General features: G+C 39.7%; 16 protein-coding genes, 1 pseudogene and 1 riboswitch. Of the genes and pseudogenes, 12 read left to right on the top strand and 5 right to left on the bottom strand.

Annotated elements, in window-relative coordinates:
• Positions 1-11: 11 nt before the first annotated feature.
• Both AAZR93_RS13765 and AAZR93_RS13760 read left to right on the top strand, forming a co-directional pair.
• Positions 12-125 (top strand): annotated as a pseudogene (locus AAZR93_RS13765) (type II toxin-antitoxin system RelE/ParE family toxin); the annotation flags it as partial.
• Positions 125-439: a HigA family addiction module antitoxin gene (locus AAZR93_RS13760; protein ID WP_434720125.1), complete on the top strand. Its 315-nt coding sequence runs from the start codon at positions 125-127 to the stop codon at positions 437-439. The pseudogene AAZR93_RS13765 and the gene AAZR93_RS13760, both read left to right, overlap by 1 nt.
• A 99-nt stretch (positions 440-538) precedes the next feature.
• Here the strand turns inward: AAZR93_RS13760 and AAZR93_RS13755 are convergent, their stop codons facing one another.
• Positions 539-1,357 carry a pyridoxal phosphatase gene (locus AAZR93_RS13755; protein ID WP_434720124.1) on the bottom strand — a complete coding sequence of 273 codons (819 nt, stop codon included), beginning with the start codon at positions 1,355-1,357 and terminating at the stop codon, positions 539-541.
• 346 nt (positions 1,358-1,703) lie between these two features.
• On the opposite strand from AAZR93_RS13755, the gene pgl reads away from it, so the two are divergent.
• Positions 1,704-2,681: a 6-phosphogluconolactonase gene (gene pgl / locus AAZR93_RS13750; protein WP_434720123.1), complete on the top strand. Its 978-nt coding sequence runs from the start codon at positions 1,704-1,706 to the stop codon at positions 2,679-2,681.
• Between the two features lie 315 nt (positions 2,682-2,996).
• Here pgl and bioA read toward each other — a convergent pair whose 3' ends face one another.
• The gene (gene bioA, locus AAZR93_RS13745; RefSeq protein WP_434720122.1) at positions 2,997-4,265 is read right to left on the bottom strand and encodes an adenosylmethionine--8-amino-7-oxononanoate transaminase; all 1,269 of its coding nucleotides are present in this window, start codon (positions 4,263-4,265) and stop codon (positions 2,997-2,999) included.
• A 92-nt stretch (positions 4,266-4,357) separates the two neighbouring features.
• On the opposite strand from bioA, the gene bioB reads away from it, so the two are divergent.
• The 5 genes from bioB (at position 4,358) to uvrB (ending at position 10,636) form a co-directional block, all read left to right on the top strand.
• A complete protein-coding gene (gene bioB, locus AAZR93_RS13740) occupies positions 4,358-5,395 on the top strand; it encodes a biotin synthase BioB (RefSeq protein ID WP_434720121.1) in 1,038 nt (345 codons plus the stop codon).
• Entirely contained in the window at positions 5,396-6,553 is a 1,158-nt protein-coding gene (gene bioF / locus AAZR93_RS13735; protein ID WP_434720120.1) for an 8-amino-7-oxononanoate synthase, read from the top strand.
• Entirely contained in the window at positions 6,531-7,316 is a 786-nt protein-coding gene (gene bioC, locus AAZR93_RS13730) for a malonyl-ACP O-methyltransferase BioC (RefSeq protein ID WP_434720119.1), read from the top strand. Before bioF ends, bioC begins: the two co-directional genes overlap by 23 nt.
• A complete protein-coding gene (gene bioD, locus AAZR93_RS13725) occupies positions 7,309-7,983 on the top strand; it encodes a dethiobiotin synthase (RefSeq protein ID WP_434720118.1) in 675 nt (224 codons plus the stop codon). Before bioC ends, bioD begins: the two co-directional genes overlap by 8 nt.
• 637 nt (positions 7,984-8,620) lie before the next feature.
• On the top strand, positions 8,621-10,636 hold the full coding sequence (uvrB, locus tag AAZR93_RS13720) for an excinuclease ABC subunit UvrB (RefSeq protein ID WP_434720117.1): 2,016 nt from the start codon (positions 8,621-8,623) through the stop codon (positions 10,634-10,636).
• 90 nt (positions 10,637-10,726) lie between these two features.
• On the opposite strand, the gene glsA is transcribed toward uvrB, so the two are convergent.
• The 3 genes from glsA to AAZR93_RS13705 form a co-directional block, all read right to left on the bottom strand.
• On the bottom strand, positions 10,727-11,662 hold the full coding sequence (gene glsA, locus AAZR93_RS13715; protein WP_434720116.1) for a glutaminase A: 936 nt from the start codon (positions 11,660-11,662) through the stop codon (positions 10,727-10,729).
• A 46-nt stretch (positions 11,663-11,708) separates the two neighbouring features.
• The gene (locus tag AAZR93_RS13710; RefSeq protein ID WP_434720115.1) at positions 11,709-12,671 is read right to left on the bottom strand and encodes an AEC family transporter; all 963 of its coding nucleotides are present in this window, start codon (positions 12,669-12,671) and stop codon (positions 11,709-11,711) included.
• Positions 12,672-12,939: 268 nt separating this feature from the next.
• Positions 12,940-13,848, bottom strand: a complete 909-nt coding sequence (locus AAZR93_RS13705; RefSeq protein ID WP_294103277.1) for a gluconeogenesis factor YvcK family protein — start codon at positions 13,846-13,848, stop codon at positions 12,940-12,942.
• A 354-nt stretch (positions 13,849-14,202) separates the two neighbouring features.
• Here AAZR93_RS13705 and AAZR93_RS13700 point away from each other — a divergent pair, with 354 nt between their 5' ends.
• The 4 genes from AAZR93_RS13700 to moaA all read left to right on the top strand — a co-directional run bounded on the left by AAZR93_RS13700 (position 14,203) and on the right by moaA (position 20,491).
• Positions 14,203-14,700, top strand: a complete 498-nt coding sequence (locus AAZR93_RS13700; RefSeq protein ID WP_434720114.1) for an RNA polymerase sigma factor — start codon at positions 14,203-14,205, stop codon at positions 14,698-14,700.
• Between the two features lie 2 nt (positions 14,701-14,702).
• The gene (locus AAZR93_RS13695) at positions 14,703-15,662 is read left to right on the top strand and encodes a FecR family protein (protein ID WP_434720113.1); all 960 of its coding nucleotides are present in this window, start codon (positions 14,703-14,705) and stop codon (positions 15,660-15,662) included.
• A gap of 135 nt (positions 15,663-15,797) precedes the next feature.
• Entirely contained in the window at positions 15,798-18,473 is a 2,676-nt protein-coding gene (locus AAZR93_RS13690; protein WP_294103270.1) for a TonB-dependent receptor, read from the top strand.
• 907 nt (positions 18,474-19,380) lie between these two features.
• A riboswitch (molybdenum cofactor riboswitch) is annotated at positions 19,381-19,521 on the top strand.
• The gene (gene moaA, locus AAZR93_RS13685) at positions 19,511-20,491 is read left to right on the top strand and encodes a GTP 3',8-cyclase MoaA (RefSeq protein ID WP_294103268.1); all 981 of its coding nucleotides are present in this window, start codon (positions 19,511-19,513) and stop codon (positions 20,489-20,491) included. It overlaps the preceding riboswitch by 11 nt.
• Positions 20,492-20,493 lie beyond the last annotated feature (2 nt).

The raw sequence follows: 20,493 nt of genomic DNA, 5'->3' as shown, positions 1-20,493 counted from the left end.
CCGAGGTATTGTTGAAAGGTAATCGTGAGGGATACTGGTCTATTACTGTGAGAGCGAATTGGTGTATTAATTTTCAGTTTATAAAGGGCGATACTTATATTCTGAACTATGAGGACTATCATTAATGAGACAGTTTAAAGTTTCACATCCTGGAGAGATCATTGCTCGCGACTTGGACGATATGGATATCAGTGGTCGTCGTTTTGCATTAAATATTGGTGTTACACCTGCAACAGTATCTCGTTTTCTGGCTGGAAAAACGAACTTAACACCTTCACTGGCTATTCGAATTGCAGCTGCTTTAGGGAGTACTCCTGAGTTTTGGTTACGTCTTCAAACTGCTTATGATTTAAGGCAATTGGAGGACAAAATTGATACTTCGAAAATTGAACGATATGGTGAAAATACAGAAACAAATAAGATTTCATCAACTCATTGATGTAAAAGTGAATAACATAAACGAAAAAACCGCCTAAATTTAAGCGGTTTCATTAAAAGGCGAGTTAAGCTGAGATAGTGAAAAACCTCAAACAAACTGCTATAAAACGTATTTACGGATAACCTCGGCGATGCCGGGTTCGGTATTTTCACGGGTGACGAGAGCTGCTTGTTGTTTGATTTCATCAACGGCATTGCCCATAGCGACACCTAAACCTGCGGTGGTTAACATACTTAAGTCATTGAAGTTATCACCAAAAGCAACGACTTCTTTCATCGTCATACCTTGTGATTCAACCCATTCTTTTAAGCGTTGACCTTTACTGTTACCTTTACGACCTACATCCACTTGATCAACCCAAGACCATTCACAATCAAGACCGAGATCGGTTTCGATTTCATGGATCACTTGGTTAAGTTGGTCGAGGTCAGGTGAGCTGACTGCAAACTTCCAAATAGAGTCATAGTCATGCATAACATGAGCAAAATCTTCAACAAATTCAATCGTTGGACGCTGAGCTTGTGGTAATGTTTCTGCCCAATTGAGCGTGCGTTTGATGCTCTCAGTCGGTGCGTTGTATAGCATTGCGTTATCAACATACATTAGATGTTGAATATCAGAGCCACGTAATTTATCAATCATACTGGTGACTGAATCTAGCGTCATAGGATTTGATTTGAGTACTTTTTTACCCAAATAATCATAAAGATAAGTCCCATTACAACAGATTGCAGGGGTATCAAGATCTAAAGCTTGGTAAAAAGGATGGATAGCCACATGGTGACGACCTGTCACGATAATGACTTTAACACCTTGGCGACGAGCTTCATTTAAGGCTGCTAAAGATTCAGGTAAAATTTTCTTTTGATGATCAAGCAGTGTTCCATCGAGATCGAGCGCAATAACGCGGTATGACATAAACGGCTCCACGTGATTTGAGAGGTTGCCTATACTACTGACATAGTAAATATAGGGGTAAAAAATGTTTAGGGTGTAGCAATAAGTCTATTAGCTTTAACATTAAGCTAGTTTTGTTTGTTTTAGCATCTTAACGGTAACTGAACCGTTTTAGTATCATTATTATTCAATCTTTTATAATTTGATCAGCGGTATTGTTGTCCGTGTTTATCTCTCTAAGTTAGCGCGATATTAAACGTGGTGTAATGTGCTTATTGGTATATTTTAGCTTGCGGTCTAACCTTAGGGTATAGTAAGAAATAGTGAGTATTATTTTAATATTTTCATCATGAATCAAGGAGCCAAGATGGATCAGGTTGTTTATATTGCAAGTCCCGAAAGTCATCAAATCCACGTGTGGTCGATGAACGAAGTTGGTGAGCTCACACTTATACAGACTGTTACGACGCCGGGACAGGTTCAGCCGATGGTCTTGAGCCATGATAAAAAACATCTTTATATAGGTGTGCGCCCTAATTTTCGTGTTGTGACTTATGAAGTGGAAGACAAAGGGACATTACAGTTAAAAGCAGAAACATCCATCCCCGGAACGCCAGTTCATTTATCTTTGGATAATAGCGGCCGATACCTGTTTGTCCCTTCTTATCACCAAGGTAATCTCGCGGTATTACCCATTAATAATGATGGCGTACCAAATTCTGCAATCCAAGTGATAGAAGGGCTGCGTAATCCCCATTCATCCCATGTTGATGCAGATAATCAACAATTATGGGTGCCGTGCTTAGGTGAAGACCATATCCGTTTGTTTGATTTACATGAAAATGGTTATTTAACGGAAGCAACCGCAGACCAAATTACAACTGCTACGCAATCTGGTCCTCGCCACCTCGCATTCCATCCAACAGAAAAAGTTATTTATTGTGTGAATGAGCTAGATTCAACGGTGGGCGTGTATCGTAAATTCACTCGCTATCGTAACATGCAAACCTTGGCAAATTACCCATTAGGCAACGAAAGCCAGCGCTGGGCGGCCGATATCCATATTACGCCAGATGGCCGTCATTTATATGTCAGTGAACGTTCCGAAAGCTATCTCAGTCACTATTTGGTTTCTGATAACGGTTGTGAGCTAACATTAGAAGCGCGTTACCCAACAGAGATACACCCAAGGGGCTTTAATATTGATGCAACAGGGCGCTTCTTAATTTCGAGTGGGCAAAAATCAGACCACATCTCAGTCTCTGAAATTGACTCGATTACGGGGAAATTGACGCAAATAGGTAGGTATGGGGTCGGGAAAGGCCCTATGTGGGTCTTAATCTAATACTCGTCATATTTCGCGCTACAGGGGTGTTGGCTGCACTTGCTCGCTCTAGTCACGTAGTTATCTACGCTCCTAAAGTCTCGCTCGTTGGCCGCCTACCTGTAACACGAACTATTTAGAGTATTGCTCTAGAGTGTATGTGAAAAAAAGCACTCGTCATATTTCGGGCTGTCGCTGTGTTGGCTGCACTTGCTCGCTCTAGTCACGTAGTTATCTACGCTCCTAGAGTCTCGCTCGTTGGCCGCATTGCGACAGCCCGAACTATTTAGAGTATTATTTGAACAGTATGTTAAATAGAATATTTAAAATAATGAGTTAACTTAAAACTTTTTTGATCGTTTGGGTGATTTTACTTAGTTGTTCTGGGGTGATGATGTAGGGCGGCATCACGTAGATGAGTTTACCGAATGGACGGATCCAGACGCCATTTGCAACAAAAACCTTTTGTAGCGCAGCGGTGTCTACTGGCTGCTTCATTTCAATAACACCAATTGCACCAAGCACGCGTACATCTTGTACACTCGCGTAGTTTGCTAGAGGCATTAGTTCGCTAATTAATTGCTGCTCAATGTTGGCGATGGTTTGTTGCCAAGGGCTGTTAAGTAATAGCGTGATACTGGCATCAGCGACGGCGCAGGCGAGTGGATTAGCCATAAATGTTGGGCCGTGCATAAAGCAACCCGCTTCACCGTTACTGATCGTTTCAGCGACATGACGAGTCGTGATAGTCGCAGAGAGGGTCATATACCCTCCCGTTAATGCTTTGCCTAAACACATAATATCAGGAGCGATATCAGCGTGATGACAAGCAAAAAGTTTACCTGTACGACCAAAACCGGTGGCAATTTCATCAGCGATTAAGAGCAAATTATATTGATTGCATAAGTCGCGTACCCCCTTTAAATATTGAGGGTGATAAAAACGCATTCCACCAGCGCCTTGAACGATAGGTTCGAGGATGATCGCCGCTATTTCATGATTATTTTCTGCTAATTGTTGCTCAAGTGGCAGTAAGTCTGATTTATCCCATTCGTCGTTAAATCTACATTTTGGTGCATCAATAAAGATATGTGGTGGCAAATAGCCTTTGTACAAGCCATGCATGGAGTTGTCAGGGTCACAAACCGCCATTGCGCCGAAAGTATCACCGTGGTATCCATGGCGCAGCGTTAATATGCGTTGACGTTTCTCCCCTCTAGCTTGCCAATACTGCAAAGCCATTTTGAGCGCAACCTCTACAGCAACAGAACCTGAGTCGGCAAGAAAAACACACTCAAGAGGTTCAGGGGTGATAGCAACTAATTGTTTACACAGGTTAACTGCGGGTGGATGAGTTATTCCACCAAACATCACATGGGACATTTTTTCTAATTGATTAGCAGTAGCTAAGTTTAGTTTAGGATGATTGTAGCCATGAATTGCCGCCCACCAAGAAGACATTCCGTCTACTAACTTTTTTCCATCAGCCATTATTAGCTCGGCACCTTGTGCTGCTTTGATTGGATAAGCAGGAATTGGCTGGCTCATTGAGGTATAGGGATGCCAAATGTGTTTAGCATCAAAAGCAATATCAGAACTATCCATTTAATCTATCGTCAACTTTTTTAAATTAATTTAGTTGACATGATAATCGCAATATTTAAACTGGCAACAACTTTTTAAATGGGAGACTTTCCGTGAGCCAAGCAAAACAATGGACAATAAAACAAGCTAACGAACTGTTTGCAATGTCTTTTTTTGAACTTTTATTTCAAGCACAGCAAATTCATCGTCAAAATTTTGACCCGCAACAAGTTCAAGTTAGTACGTTGTTGTCAATTAAGACGGGGGCTTGTCCTGAAGACTGTAAATATTGTGCACAGAGCGCACGTTATAAAACAGGACTAGAAACTGAGCGATTAATGGAAGTTGAACAAGTACTTGAGTCGGCGAAAAAAGCCAAGCAAGCAGGCTCAACACGCTTTTGTATGGGGGCCGCATGGCGTAACCCGAAAGAGCGAGATATGCCTTATTTGGAGATGATGGTTAAAGAGGTAAAATCCTTAGGTATGGAAACCTGCATGACCCTTGGCATGATTGATAATACGCAGGCGAGTCGGTTAGCTGAAGCTGGACTTGATTATTACAATCATAACCTTGATACCTCCCCTGAGTTTTACGGCAATATTATCACCACCAGAACCTATCAAGACCGCTTAGATACGTTAGAAAATGTCCGTGAGGCGGGGATTAAAGTTTGCTCCGGCGGCATTTTAGGGTTAGGGGAAAAGGTCAGCGATCGTGCGGCATTATTAGTGCAATTAGCAAATCTACCTAAGCCGCCGGAAAGTGTGCCTATCAACATGTTGATGAAAGTCGAAGGTACGCCAATGGCCGATAATGAAGATGTGGATGCTTTTGATTTTATTAGAACTATTGCTGTTGCACGTATCATGATGCCTGCGTCGTATGTCCGGCTTTCTGCTGGGCGTGAATACATGAATGAGCAAACGCAAGCGCTGTGTTTTATGGCAGGAGCGAATTCCGTATTTTATGGCTGCAAATTACTCACGACACCAAATCCGGATGAAAACAAAGATTTAGCACTATTTCGTAAATTGAATATTAACCCAAAACGTATCGATACCGTGGAAGGTGATAATCAGCAAGCGGCAAAATTGGCACAAACCTTGTTAACGGCTGATAACTCACAGTTTTATAATGCGGCAGTATAAATGAGTTGGCAATCATTTATTCAAACACAGCTAGAACAGCGCAAACAGAATTTTGCTTGGCGTGAACGTCGCTGTATTGATGGCGCTAATGGTCGAGAGCTTAATTATCAGGGAAAGCATTATTTAAATTTTGCATCAAATGATTATTTAGGACTCAGCCATCACCCTGACGTCGTGACAGCATGGCAACAAGGCGCGGAGCAATATGGCGTCGGTAGTGGTGGTTCAGGTCATATAACGGGTTATACCAAAGCGCATTACGATCTCGAAAAAGAATTAGCTGAGTGGTTAGGTTATTCAAAAGCTTTATTGTTTATTTCTGGTTTTGCCGCGAATCAAGCGGTGATTACTGCATTGATGTCTCAGGGCGATCGCATATTAGCGGATAAATTAAGTCACGCATCTATTTTAGACGCAGCAATGCATTCGGGGGCTAATTTACGACGCTTTCAGCATAACAGTGTTGAATCATTGGAAAAACGTCTTGCGCAAACAACGTCAGGTAAAACATTGGTTATTACTGAAGGTGTTTTTAGTATGGATGGTGATGGTGCGCCACTTGAACAATTACAACAAGTTGCTAAACAGCACCAAGCTTGGTTGATGGTGGATGATGCTCACGGAATTGGCGTAAGAGGTAGTCAAGGACGAGGAAGTTGTGATGCTGAAGGAATTAAACCAGAGATTTTGGTTGTGACATTCGGTAAAGCATTTGGATTAAGCGGTGCCGCTGTTCTTTGTGATGAAAATACGGCTGATTTTTTTATTCAAACGGCTCGTCATTTAATTTATAGCACCTCGATGCCACCCGCTCAGGCTGTTGCACTTGCTGAAGCCGTGAAGCAGGTTAAACAGGCTGATGTTGCGAGAGAACAGCTCAGGCATAATATTGACTATTTTAGACATAATATCAATGTACCTGATATGCAATTAGCATCGTCAATGACTGCGATTCAACCATTAATTATTGGTGATAATGATAAGAGCCTACAACTCGCTAATTTCTTGCGCGAAAAGGGAATTTGGGTACAAGCGATTAGGCCACCAACAGTACCACCAAATAGTGCAAGGTTACGAATTACGCTTAGCGCTGCCCATCAACAGTATGATATAGAACGGTTATTGGAGGCAATGCATGATTTTGTCTTCATATCGTGAAAAACAGCAAATTGCGGCCGCTTTTGGCCGTGCCGCAATGCGTTATGATGCTTTAGCTAATTATCAACAAAATAGTGGTAAACAGCTATTAGCACAGTTAGATATTGAACTCGAAAAGCATCAACGTATATACCCACTAAAAGTCTTGGATGCCGGTTGCGGGACGGGGTTTTTTAGCCAAAGATTGAAGGCGCGAGGTAATGAAGTGACTGCGCTTGATTTATCTGCGGGTATGCTGAATGTGGCTAAAAATAAAAATTCAGCAGCACATTATCTTTGCGCCGATATGGAATCATTACCTTTTCGCCACGAAACATTTGATATGGTATTTTCTAATCTTTCAATTCAATGGTGTCGAGATATTTATCAGCCCTTAAGTGAGCTTTATCGCGTTACAAAACCGGGCGGATTGATTGCATTTACCACATTAGCTGAAAATTCATTAAATGAATTATCTCAGGCATGGCAAATCCTTGATGGTACTTCTCACGTTAATTCTTTTTTGCCTTATTCATCTATTTTCAAAAGTTGCCAAACATGGCGCAATAAATTGAATTTGCAGGCAGATACCGTTCATTTTTCTGATATCCATGCTCTATTAAATTCACTAAAAGGCATTGGTGCGACTCATTTAACGAAGGGGCGTCGAAAAGGATTAATGACACGTCAGCGGCTACAGCAACTTGCATCTGTTTATCCAATAACAGATCAAGGTCTACCTTTAACTTATCAAACTGTTTTTGGAGTAATTTACCGTGACTAAAACTTATTTTATAACAGGTACTGATACTGAGGTTGGTAAAACGGTAGCAAGCTGTGCGTTGTTGCAAGCGGCGAAATCTCAAGGTTTAAAAACGGTAGGTTACAAACCGGTTGCGTCAGGGAGTGAATTTACTGAACAAGGGCTACGTAATGACGATGCTCTTCTTTTGCGAGCCAATAGTACCGTTCAAGTATCTTACGATGAAGTTAATCCTATCGTATTTGAAGCTGCAACTTCACCGCATATCATCAGTGAGAAAATGGGCAAACCTATCGAATTTTCAGTGATGACAAAGGGGCTTGAGTACTTACAATCACAAGCGCAATGGGTATTGGTAGAAGGTGCTGGTGGTTGGTATACACCGTTATCGAAAGAAAATACATTTGCTGATTGGGTGGTAGAACAGCAGTTACCTGTGATTTTGGTTGTAGGGGTCAAACTTGGGTGTATCAACCATGCATTATTAACTGTTCAGGCAATCAAAGCGTCTGGATTAGTGCTATCTGGTTGGATAGCCAATGAAATAGAGCCCGCCGGCACATTTCAGGATCAATATCTTACAACGCTTAATCAAATGATTAATGCACCTTGTGTCGGATTAATTCCTTATCAAGTTACAAAACCGATAAATGAAGTTGGTCAGTACATTGATTTCTCTTTGTTATAAGATACTGAAATCAATTTACGAATAAATCTAATAAGATCCTCTGCATACAAATTAGCTGAGGATCATCATTTTTTAAATCGTGATCCGATCTTTTTAAATAAGAAAATCCCATTTTCTGTCAAGCTGATTACCTTTAATATTAATGAATATACTTCAAATCAGATAAAATCTCTTTTTTAGCGAATATGCGGCATGAAAATTTTTCGTTTTTTTGTCATCTTCCTGTCATTTAATTCATGTTTAACAAATTTTGTAATTCGCGCCGAAGCATGAGTACTAAGGGCTCCCAGAGTTATCCACCATTTCTGTGGATAACCTTGTGCATTAACTGATAAAATTGGGTGCAACACTAGGTGAGCTGCGGCTTCGTCTTTATTTGATGTCATTCTGGACTTTAAAGTAATAAATTTAAAAATCAATGAGTTAAATAAAATCAAGACATGAATTTGTATTTGCGATAAAGCTAAAAAAGGTCATAGCATAAAATATATGGTTTCTAAAAGGTCAAGTATTATTTTGGGGATAACATTTTTACAGATAGATTAAAACTACTTGACACAGAAAATTTAATCATAGCACTTGAAGCTGGTTTTTTATCCAGTATTATAGCGGGAGAGATTCGTTAAGAGGCACAGATATGAGTAAGGATTTTAAGCTGTATTCCGAGTTCCAGCCGGGCGGTGATCAGCCTGAAGCGATACGCAGATTAACTGAAGGGTTAGAGGATGGACTTGCTCATCAAACATTATTAGGTGTGACGGGTTCAGGTAAAACTTTTACTATCGCCAATGTGATTGCAAACCAAAACCGACCTACTATGCTGATGGCGCATAATAAGACATTAGCCGCTCAGCTTTATAGTGAAATGAAAGCTTTCTTTCCAGATAATGCGGTTGAATATTTCGTATCTTACTATGATTACTATCAGCCTGAAGCTTATGTACCTAGCTCTGATACCTTTATTGAAAAAGATGCCTCTGTAAACGAACATATTGAACAAATGCGTTTATCTGCTACTAAGGCCTTACTTGAGCGTCGAGATGTCATTGTCGTGGCATCTGTATCCGCTATTTACGGTTTGGGCGATCCTGATAGCTATTTAAAAATGATGCTGCATCTTTCCGACGGCATGATTATCGATCAGCGTTCAATTTTAAGGCGATTAGCCGATCTGCAATATACGCGCAATGATCAGGCATTTACGCGAGGAACATTCCGTGTGCGTGGTGAAGTGATCGATGTCTTTCCTGCTGAATCTGATGAATACGCAATAAGAATTGAATTATTTGATGAAGAAGTCGAAAGACTGTCCCTTTTTGATCCTCTAACTGGGCAGATCCAGCACCGAGTACCACGTTTTACTGTTTACCCTAAAACGCATTACGTCACACCGCGAGAGCGCATACTCGAAGCTATGGAGCAAATCAAAGTTGAACTTGTTGATAGGCGTAAAGTATTACTTGATAACCATAAATTACTTGAAGAACAACGAATAGCACAGCGTACACAATTTGATCTTGAAATGATGAACGAGCTGGGATATTGCTCTGGGATAGAAAACTACTCTCGTTATCTTTCAGGGCGTGCCCCGGGCGATCCGCCACCGACCTTATTTGATTACCTGCCTGCTGACGGCTTATTGGTAGTCGATGAGTCACATGCCACTATCCCTCAAATTGGTGCGATGTACAAAGGTGACCGTTCACGAAAAGAAACATTAGTTGAATACGGTTTTCGTCTGCCTTCAGCGCTTGATAATAGACCAATGCGTTTTGAAGAGTTTGAGGCTCAAGCACCTCAAACCATTTATGTTTCAGCCACGCCGGGTAACTATGAGTTAGATAAATCAGGTAACGATATTATTGAGCAAGTGGTTAGGCCGACAGGGTTACTCGATCCAATTATTGAAGTTCGTCCAGTGACCACTCAGGTGGATGATTTGCTTTCTGAAATACGTATTCGAGTGAAAAAAGAAGAGCGTGTTTTAGTCACAACATTAACCAAGCGCATGGCAGAAGATTTAACTGAATATCTTGAAGAGCATGGCGAACGTGTACGTTACCTTCATTCAGATATTGAAACGGTTGAACGGGTTGAAATTATTCGTGATTTACGACTTGGCGTATTTGATGTGCTGGTGGGTATCAACTTGTTGAGAGAAGGGCTAGATATGCCGGAAGTATCTCTCGTTGCCATCTTAGACGCAGATAAAGAAGGTTTTTTACGTTCAGAACGTTCATTGATACAGACTATTGGGCGTGCTGCACGTAACTTGAATGGCCGAGCGATTCTATATGGCGATAAAATTACTAAATCAATGGAAAAAGCCATTTCTGAAACTGAACGTCGTCGTGCTAAACAAATGGCATTTAACGAAGAGCATGGCATTACACCTCAAGGATTGAAAAAGAAAGTTGGCGATATCTTACAAATTGGTCATAAAGTTGGTAAAGGTAAAGGTCGAAATAAAGATAATGCGAAGCATGAAAATGTTGCTAACGTGCAATCAATGTCGACAAAAGAACTGGAAAAATGCATTTCTCAGCTTGAGGCGAAGATGTATAAACACGCACAAGATCTTGAATTTGAAGCGGCGGCGCAAGTGCGAGATGAACTACAGACACTCAGAAATCAATTTATTGCAAACTCTTAAATAGCTTTGCTTTATATTGAGTTACACGCATTCGATCTTTTGGGCAGAATGCGTGTTAACTCATTAATATAAACATTAATGATATTTATATTAAATACATTTGTATAAATTATAATCTAACTCTTTAGCTACTGAAGTAATCATTTTTTGTCCTCGAACACTGTTACCTACGGTATCTAATGGTGGTGAGAATGCGGCGATAGCCATTACGCCAGGAATGATAGTTAATATTCCTCCACCGACACCACTTTTACTAGGTAGTCCTACCGTGTAAGCCCAATCGCCAGAGCTGTCATACATTCCTTCCATCGTCATTTCGGCCAGTATTCGAGTGCAATTATCGGGTTTTAGTACTTGTTCTTGGGTGATTGGATTTTTTCCTCCGGAAGCAATTGTTGCCCCCATTGTTGCTAGCTCTACAGTAGTGACGAGTGTTGAGCATTGGCGTGTATAAACATCACAGGCTTCCATTGTGTCGCAATAAAGATAACCCGCAGAATACAATAGCCAAGCAATACCTCTATTATGGAAATTAGTTGTTTGTTCGGATTGATTTAATTCATCTGAAAGATAAATATCTTTTGAACCTAATTTTTGTTGTATCGCTAAAATTCGTTGCCAGCGTTCCTCGATTGATTGCGCTTTAATAATACTCGCTGCCGACATTGCACCGGCATTAACCAGAGGAGATAAAGGTTTTTCACCGTGTAATTCTAATGCCATCACTGAATTGAACGGCAGTCCTGTTGGTGTCGCGCCTATTTTTTCTTGAATGGTATTTGCATCATAGTCTTCAAGCGCCAATGCTAAGGTGCAAACTTTTGAAATAGATTCAAGCGCAAAGCGGTACTGTGTATCTCCTGCGGTAATAACATCCCCTTGTACCGTTACAATTGATAATGCGCAAAGTTGACTGTCTATTTGGGCTAAAAATGGGATGTAGTCAGCGTTAGCCCCACTATTATCATGACGAAAATTTTGGTATGCTTTATCTACAGCGCTTTGAAGCTTTGTTATCTCTCTCATAGAAGTTATTCCTTAATAAATATATATTATTTTCAATGACAGTGGACTAAATCTTATGAATCAGTAATAGGATTATAGGTATATATAATAAGTAAAAAATAATGGAAAATGTGAGTGATTGAGTCGCAAGGATGACATCGGCTTTATATTTACTCGCTAAAATTACCGTCGTATTTGGAATAGGCAAAGAACAAACTAATATAGTAATTTTTATCATCATTACTGGCATGTGTAGTAAGAGTCCTAGTGACAAAACCACTGCGGGAGTAATGATAAACCTAAAAATGAGTATAACGATAATATAGGGTGTTATCTTTAAGTTTTTAAATCCAGTAATATAAATTATTGTCCCAATAATTAACATTGCAATAGGCGCTGTCATCCCACTTAAATAGTGAGCAAACGAAGATAAAAATGAAGGGATTTCAATATGATTTAATAACAAAATGACACCAATAATGAAGGCAATTAAAGGTGGCGTAAAAATATTTTTAATTGTAACGAATAGGTCGAATTTTTGAGTGTCATTATCATTCTTGAGTAAATAAATACCTAGCGTCCAATATAAGATAGTCTGAGCGATATAGGTCATTAAAGCATAAGGAAGTAGATGAGAGCCGTAAACAGCAAGTGCAACTGGAATACCAAAAAAAATTGTGCTGCTCATTGAGCAGAGGCCAACAAATAGCCCTCTATCTGTTCTCGGTATTTTAATGATTAACGCAGTAATAAAAGAAAGAAGCATCAGTATGAGTATTGAACTAAAAGGTAGGATAATATTGGGTAATAACGTTAAGAATTCTTTTTTTGAAAAATCATGAATTATTGACAATATAAGTGTTAAGGGTAGCGTAATATTGAGTAATAATTTTGTCATCGCATTATTACTATTTTGATTAAACCATTTTATTTTTCCTAATATGAATCCGATTCCAACTATCAGAAAAAGCACTAATATATTAGCATAATCCTGTAACATTGATCCTCCAATTAAATTTATTTTTATCATACTTCCTAAAAACTAAATGGTTTTATGATGGAGTCGTCATATTAAGAAGTTTGTTATTATCGAGTTAAATTAATAAGTCCCTACATTGGTATGTTTAAAATATAGTGCAAATAGATAGAAATAGAAAATAAAATAATTGAGATGAGTTCGCTTATTTTTATTTCTATTGTACTATTTCTGTACGGTTTTAATGGGGAGGGGGAGATAAACCACCTTTCAGGGAAAGGCGGTAATAATTAATTTTAAGTGAGACTAGCGATGTGAGTGTTTATAGCAATGGCACTGTCTGTTCGATGGCTTGAAGCAGCAACTTTCTGTCGTGACGATAAGGAATATCATCTGCTTCGAGTACGCGCTGAATGATTTTTCTGTCATGGCTAATCGTACTAATATCGGTGCGAGGACCTAAGATTAAAGCATCTATTTTTTTACAACCAATATGCTTTTCCATCATTTGTAATTTTTCAGGTAAAGATAGATTCGCAGCGGAAGAGCTGAGTTCTTTACCGAGGTTGCCAATATAAATCATCGGGGCTTTACACTCACGTAATGCAGTCGCAACCTCATTGAGCAGCAGTAATGGCATTAAGCTCGTAAAAAAACTACCCGGACCAATAATAATTAAATCGGCTTGATGAATGGCTTGAAGTGCTTCAGAGGTGGCTTTGACTGTTGGATATAGTCGTAGTTCTTTAGGGAGTTCAATCAATGCATCGACATTCACTTCACCATAAACTTCATTACCCATATCATCAATAGCCATTAAATCGACTGGAGACTCAGACATTGGGATCAACTGTGCATCTACTTTAAGCATGTTGCGAATTAAATTAATCGCCTCAAGTGGACGAACACTAAGATGATCTAATGACTTTAACATTAGATTGCCTAAATTATGTCCTGAAAGCTCACCATTACCGACAAAACGATATTCAAACATGGCAGATGCAATAGACGGTTCTGTAATTAACTGGTTTAGGCAGTTACGCATGTCACCCCAAGCAATTCCCCCTTCTGCACGGCGAATTCGACCTGTTGAGCCACCGTTATCTGTGGTGGTAACAATACCTGTTAAACGAGAGCCTAAAGATGAAAGTGAAGACATCACACGACCAAGTCCATGCCCGCCGCCAAGAGCGACAACATGTCTGAGATCAGTCAGACTGCGATTCGTCATAGTATTCCTATATCAGTTAATTTTTCAGCGCCATAAAGCTAAGCTACTTCCTATTATCATAATGAATGAACGAAACGAAAAATATCATTATGAAAAATAGGTAAAAGCAATTTATAAACAAGTGAAAATAGGTCTATAAATCGGGTTTACAAGCCGTGTCTATAATTATTGGGCGTTAATCTACCATAAAACATCATCGCTAGCTGATTTACTGTGATAAAAAACAATAAAAGAGAACATTCCGTATTTACCTTAATCAAGATGAACAAAAAATCGTCATGGAGTTCCCATTTTGAGAAATTAACGATATTATGTAAATAATTCTCATTTTCATTATTGGCGTTATAGTCTTATATGTCAGATTCTGAATTACAGTGCCTATTTGCACGTCATTCTTCTTCATTATGCCGTTATCTGAACGGGTATCTTAAAGACCATAGCTTAAGTATGGATATTGCACAGGAAAGTTTTGTGCGTATGGCTGAATTGATGAAACACTCTTCAGTACAAGATTTTGATGCTTATTTGTATCGCATTGCAAAAAATCTAATGATAGATCATTTTCGGCAGCAAAAAAAACAGCCCTCGGTACTTATCAGTGATGAACAGTGGCAAGCTCTGCCTGCAAATACAAAAAGCCTTGAGTCACAGGCTATTAGAGAGCAGCAAATTAACCAAATACAGTCGATAATGCGTACATTACCTCAGAGAACTCAAGAAATATTTCGATTACATCGTGAAGAAGGGCTTTCGCAACTGGATGTTGCTGAGTTACTAAATCTCTCATTGAGTACGGTTGAGAAACATTTAGCCAATGCATTGGCTGTTCTCATTCATAAGTGGAGAGACTAAATATGGCTCACTTTTCTGATTTACCTTCAGATATTAATTCTACGGCTGCATTATGGGTGATAAAAACTGCACAAGATAAGTTAACGGCAGAAGAAGAACTTCAATTCCAATTATGGATGAATGCATCAGAGCAGCATTTTGATGCCTATTGCCATGCTCGACAATTATGGTCTTTGACTGAATCAATGCCGAGAGAATCAATACCTACATCCACCTCTACACGGAAATTAATAAACTCAAAAGCGCTAACCAAAAGGCATTATAGTTGGCTGTCTATGGCTGCGGCAGTCATTTTTAGTGTGCTATCTGTGTTTTTTTGGTATGAAAGAACTCACGAGGTTGCTGATTATCAAGCAAAAGTTGGTGAAGTAATGCACATTACGCTTCCTGATGGCAGCCTAGTTGATCTGGATAGCGGGGCGAAATTAACCATTGCTTTTAATGATAATTTTCGACAAGTGAACTTACTGGCAGGCCGTGCTTATTTTACCGCAGCCCCTGTGTCTAAGGTCGAGTCTCGCCCCTTTCGTGTTGCTGCAAAGGAAGGCTTTATTCAAGCGCTGGGTACTGAATTTTTAGTCGACAATAATGATGAACAAGTTGATGTCAGTGTTTATCAACACAGCGTCAAAATTTACTTATTATCGGGACAAGAAGTTACAGTTAATACTGGTGATTCGACACATTATCAACAACAGATTTGGCCTGTTTCGACCTTTGAAGAGCGACATTCGACAGCGTGGCGTCAGGGACAAATTATTTTTCATCAACGTATATTAGCTGATGTTGTGGCTGAGATTAGTCGTTATCGTGATAAGCCGGTTTTTTTATTGGGGACACAAACGGATCAGCGAGTCAGTGGTGTCTTTCAAGTTAAATCAATTGAAGGTGCTTTATCCAACTTAGCGGCATCACGTAATTTAGCGATTTATGAAATGCCATTTTTTACGTTAATTTATTGATATTCTATGTTTTATATACTAAATCAATAATTAAATAACAATTAATTAAAAAATTGTTTACGGGTTTTTTTATTTTTTACGTCTTAATCTAAGTGATTATGATTTTTATTACCATTATCATCTTGGGGATGGGAAATGACTCAGAAGAAACATTATTATAAAAAATCCGTACTTTGTGTTCACCTTGCATTGATGGCATTACCTGCAGTTCCGTTTATGGGTTATGCACAGACAGAACAACTACCGCAAACTGAACAAGTGAAATCGAATATCTCGTTTTCTATTCCAGCTCAATCTCTTGAGCAGGCACTTTTACAGTATGCACAACAAGCAAACGTTGAAATATTAATTGAGAGCCAAGATGTTGCTGGACTAAAAAGCCATGCAATACAGGGGAATTTATCGCTTAAGGAAGGATTACGGCAACTGATTGGCTCAAATCCAATCTATTATAATATTCAAAATAACCGTATTTCAATTAGCCGTATACCCACAGTATCCACTGATAAATCAGTAGTGGTGTTAGATAAAATCACTGTTACCGCTGCGCAAGTTCAACAAGGCGATTGGGTATACAGCACTCCAGCTTCTGTGAGTGTCATCAGTAAAAAACAAATTGAAGACAGACCACCTAAACACATTGCTGATTTGCTCGAACTAACAACGGGTGTTTACTCGAGTGTCAGCCAGCAGGATCCGTCTTTATCTGTCAATATTCGTGGTGTCCAAGATTATGGACGCGTCAATATGAATATTGATGGGATGAGACAAAACTTCCAAAAGAGTGGTCATGGACAGCGTAATGGCACCATGTATATCGACTCAGAACTTCTATCTGGTGTGGAAATTCAAAAAGGCAACAGTAGCGGAATGGGCAGTGGTGGTACTTTGGGTGGTGTGGCGACTTTTAATACCGTCAATGCGTCCGATTTTCTGACTAAAGACAAAACCTTTGGCGGTAAAATACATGCCAGCACTGGCACTAATAATACACACTTCATCGGCAGTAGCGCTATCGCGCTAGGCAATGAAAAAGCAGATTTATTGTTTGCTGCGAGTGAGCGACGACTCGGAGATTATAAGCCAGGTACACAGGGTGATATTGGTAATATTCGAATTAATAATGATATAGGCCTGTATGACCAGATGGTCCATGATTTAAAGCATAATAAAATAACTGATAGTAATTACCAAATGACCTCTTATTTGGCCAAAGCAGGCTGGAATATTGATGAGTCACAACGCGTTCAGTTTAACTATCTAGAAACAAAAGTGGCGACACCGAATGCGGGTACATTGACCAATTTGTCGAATACATGGCCCTATACATTGGGTTGGAAAAGCAGCGGATTTAGTGATGTTAATACCAAGAACTATTCTTTAGATTATACCCGTTATAGTGATAGCCCATGGAGTACTGAGTTTAAAGCTAAGGTTTATCTTGTTGATACGAAAGATGATAGCGAAACGTATGCGACGAGTGTAGTGTTTAAAAATGGCTATCAAACTGATACTCGAGTTAAGACGCAGGGCTTGCAACTTGAAAACCATTCAGAAATTGAATTTAACCGTAATAATGTATTAAAAGCACATTATGGATTTGAGACATTTCAAGATAAGGCTTCCAGTAGCTCAACCCAGACTTCCGCGGGTAATGTCACACCTGATGGTAAGCGTTCACTTAGTTCATTATTTACAACACTGACCTATGAGCATGACGATTGGTTAACGTTGGAAGGGGGGATGAGATATGATTATTATACCCTTAAAGGCCAAACCAGTATGGGGTATCGGACATACCCTTACACCAAGGATAATCCTTGTAAAGCCATGAGCTCTAGGGCATGTCAGGGTGTTAATATCATTCAATCGTGGGATGTTGATAAGTCAGAAGGGGCGTTTTCACCTAATATTCGATTGGCGGTTCACCCAGGTCTCGAATGGATGGAATTATTTACTAGTTATGGTCGTTCATGGCGTCCGCCAGCGATTACTGAAACCCTCACCACGGGCAGCGCACATAGTTCGTCGACTCAATTTCCTAACCCTTATTTAAAAGCTGAGCGCTCGAATGCATGGGAACTGGGGATGAATGTTAATTATCCACAGTTATTAATTGAAGAAGACCGCCTTGTCGCAAAAGTTGCTTACTTTGATACGCGGGTGGATAACTACATTAATTTGGCCATCAATCGAACAAAACCAGGTATGGTTAACCCAAGTATTGGTAATGCGGCCTACAGCAATAACTTAAATGTCACGCGCTTCAGAGGATTCGAGTATCAAATTAACTATGATGCAGGCTTTGCTTATGCAGATCTGACGTTTACTCATATGCTCGGTAAAAATAAATTCTGTGCTCATCCAGCATGGTTAGGCGGAGTATTGAAAGGGGGCGCGAATAGCGGTCCGGGTAACTGGTACATGGAAGTAGATGAACAGCAAAGCAACTATGTTGATTGCCATAATGGTGCCGTTTTTAGTAGCGCAGCCAATTTACCAGGAGATAGAGGATCATTTACCCTCGGTGGGCGAGCGTTTGACCGTAAACTGGATGGCGGCGTAGTTGTTCGCTTTACGCCGGGCTTCCAAGATAGCTCAGCACAAAGTAACCAACCCTATTTAGCTGATTGGCCGAAATATACGCTAATTGATTTATATGCCAGTTATGCTTTCACCGATAATTTCATTATACGTGGGAACGTTGAGAATTTAATGGATCGCGCCTATGTAGTGAGTTTTGGTGAAAGTTTATCGAATACGTTAGGACGGGGTAGGACTATTAGTGGGGGGGTTGAGTACCGTTTCTAAATACTCGTCATACTTTTACTCGTCATACTTTGCGCTGTGACGTTGTTGGCTGCACTCGCTAGCCCTAGTCACGTAGTTATCTACGCTCCTAGGGTCTAGCTCCTTTGCCGCCTAGTCACAACACAAATTATTTAGAGTACTTTGCTGATTATAATTTTTTTCTTAAAAGAAACGGCTTTTTGATGGTGAATACTTGTCATACTTTGCGCTGTGACGTTGTTGGCTGCACTCGCTAGCCCTAGTCACGTAGTTATCTACGCTCCTAGGGTCTAGCTCCTTTACCGCCTAGTCACAACACAAATTATTTAGAGTATTTGTTGGTTATCATTTTTTTCTTAAAAGAAACGGCTTTTTGATGGTGAATACTCGTCATACTTTGCGCTGTGACGTTATTGGCTGCACTCGCTAGCCCTAGTCACGTAGTTGCCTACGCTCCTAGGGTCTAGCTTCTTTGCCGCTAGTCACAACACAAATTATTTAGAGTATTTGTTGGTTATAATTTTTTTCTTATTTTAAAAGAAAAGACGTTTTGATATTAAATGCTTACTCACCGCTTTATTAATATAGTTTATTGAGCTTAACTTAAATATTTACAATATAAACAATAAGATGAGGTGATGAGTGTTTCGTTTTAGATCTATATCAATAAATTGATAATTAAATATTAACAAACTACGATCTATTTCTTATCTAATCCCATTACCTATTCTTAAATTAATCGAAAATTGTCTGTGATAATAAGGGCTTCGGCCACTATGTTATAATTTCTGTAAGTCGTTGTATATTATATTATATATCGAATTGCGATTCGCTTTTTATTTTTCTATACGCTAGAATCCTTACAGTTAATAAGTGAACGTAGTGGGTTGTTTTAAATTTAATGATATGAATTTAATCGACTGCTGGGTTCTCAATAAAACTCCTAGCCTTTGTGTCTAAGTTCGGTAGCCCGAATATGATGCTCTGGCCGTGGTCTATGAGCCACCAGGGTGCGAGATAGAAATGTCTGCATCTCCCGTATTTGGAAAGGTGTGATTATGCAACAGCTTGTCGATCAATTTGACCGTAAATTCTATTATCTTCGTCTCTCTATAACAGATGTTTGCAACTTTCGTTGCACATATTGCCTCCCTGATGGCTATAAACCAAGTGGCCGCCATGAATTCTTAACACTCGATGAAATTCGTCGCATTAGTCGTTCTTTTGCTGAATTAGGTACGGAAAAAGTCCGTATTACGGGTGGTGAGCCAACGATGCGTAAAGACTTTAGCGATATTATTGCCGCAATTAATGAAAACAAAGCAATTAAAAAAATAGCGGTAACAACCAATGGCTATCGTATGGCGCGAGATGTTAAAGAGTGGAAAGACGCAGGGCTTAGTGCAATTAACGTTAGCCTTGATAGCCTCGATCCACGTCAATTTGCTGCGATCACAGGACAAGATAAATTTTTTCAAGTGATGAAAGGGATTGATGCTGCTTTTGAGGCAGGTTTTGAAAAAGTTAAAGTTAATGCGGTATTGATGAAAAATGTCAATGATATTGGGTTGAAGTCATTCCTAAATTGGATTAAACATCGCCCAATTCAATTACGTTTTATTGAATTAATGGAAACGGGTGATGGAAGTGATCTATTTCAACGTTACCATGTATCAGGTGAAACCATTCGCGATCGCTTAATTGAAGAGGGGTGGTATATGCAGCCACGCTCTCGTAGCGATGGCCCTGCCCAAGTCTTTAGCCATCCTGATTATCAAGGCGAAATCGGGCTTATCATGCCGTACGAAAAAGATTTTTGCCAAAGTTGTAATCGCCTACGTGTTTCCTCTTTGGGAAATCTGCATTTATGCTTATTCGGTGAGAATGGTATTCCATTGCGTGATTTGCTTGGCGATGATAATCAAAATGAAGCGTTAAAAGCGCGTCTTCAAAGTGGATTGAAATCTAAACGTGAGACCCATTTTTTACATATGGGCGATAGTGGCATTACCCCAAATTTATCCGTCATTGGCGGCTAACC

The organism is Providencia sp. Je.9.19, assembly GCF_051129765.1.
Taxonomy (GTDB): domain Bacteria; phylum Pseudomonadota; class Gammaproteobacteria; order Enterobacterales; family Enterobacteriaceae; genus Providencia.
This window is presented reverse-complemented; position numbering and strand designations above follow the sequence as displayed.

Excerpts from the sequence above, each read along its gene's own strand:
- AAZR93_RS13760 (WP_434720125.1), top strand. The coding sequence starts at position 125 with ATGAGACAGTTTAAAGTTTCACATCCTGGAGAGATCATTGCTCGCGAC.
- AAZR93_RS13755 (WP_434720124.1), bottom strand. The coding sequence starts at position 1,357 with ATGTCATACCGCGTTATTGCGCTCGATCTCGATGGAACACTGCTTGAT.
- pgl (WP_434720123.1), top strand. The coding sequence starts at position 1,704 with ATGGATCAGGTTGTTTATATTGCAAGTCCCGAAAGTCATCAAATCCAC.
- bioA (WP_434720122.1), bottom strand. The coding sequence starts at position 4,265 with ATGGATAGTTCTGATATTGCTTTTGATGCTAAACACATTTGGCATCCC.
- bioF (WP_434720120.1), top strand. The coding sequence starts at position 5,396 with ATGAGTTGGCAATCATTTATTCAAACACAGCTAGAACAGCGCAAACAG.
- bioC (WP_434720119.1), top strand. The coding sequence starts at position 6,531 with ATGATTTTGTCTTCATATCGTGAAAAACAGCAAATTGCGGCCGCTTTT.
- uvrB (WP_434720117.1), top strand. The coding sequence starts at position 8,621 with ATGAGTAAGGATTTTAAGCTGTATTCCGAGTTCCAGCCGGGCGGTGAT.
- glsA (WP_434720116.1), bottom strand. The coding sequence starts at position 11,662 with ATGAGAGAGATAACAAAGCTTCAAAGCGCTGTAGATAAAGCATACCAA.
- AAZR93_RS13710 (WP_434720115.1), bottom strand. The coding sequence starts at position 12,671 with ATGATAAAAATAAATTTAATTGGAGGATCAATGTTACAGGATTATGCT.
- AAZR93_RS13705 (WP_294103277.1), bottom strand. The coding sequence starts at position 13,848 with ATGACGAATCGCAGTCTGACTGATCTCAGACATGTTGTCGCTCTTGGC.
- AAZR93_RS13700 (WP_434720114.1), top strand. The coding sequence starts at position 14,203 with ATGTCAGATTCTGAATTACAGTGCCTATTTGCACGTCATTCTTCTTCA.
- AAZR93_RS13695 (WP_434720113.1), top strand. The coding sequence starts at position 14,703 with ATGGCTCACTTTTCTGATTTACCTTCAGATATTAATTCTACGGCTGCA.
- AAZR93_RS13690 (WP_294103270.1), top strand. The coding sequence starts at position 15,798 with ATGACTCAGAAGAAACATTATTATAAAAAATCCGTACTTTGTGTTCAC.
- moaA (WP_294103268.1), top strand. The coding sequence starts at position 19,511 with ATGCAACAGCTTGTCGATCAATTTGACCGTAAATTCTATTATCTTCGT.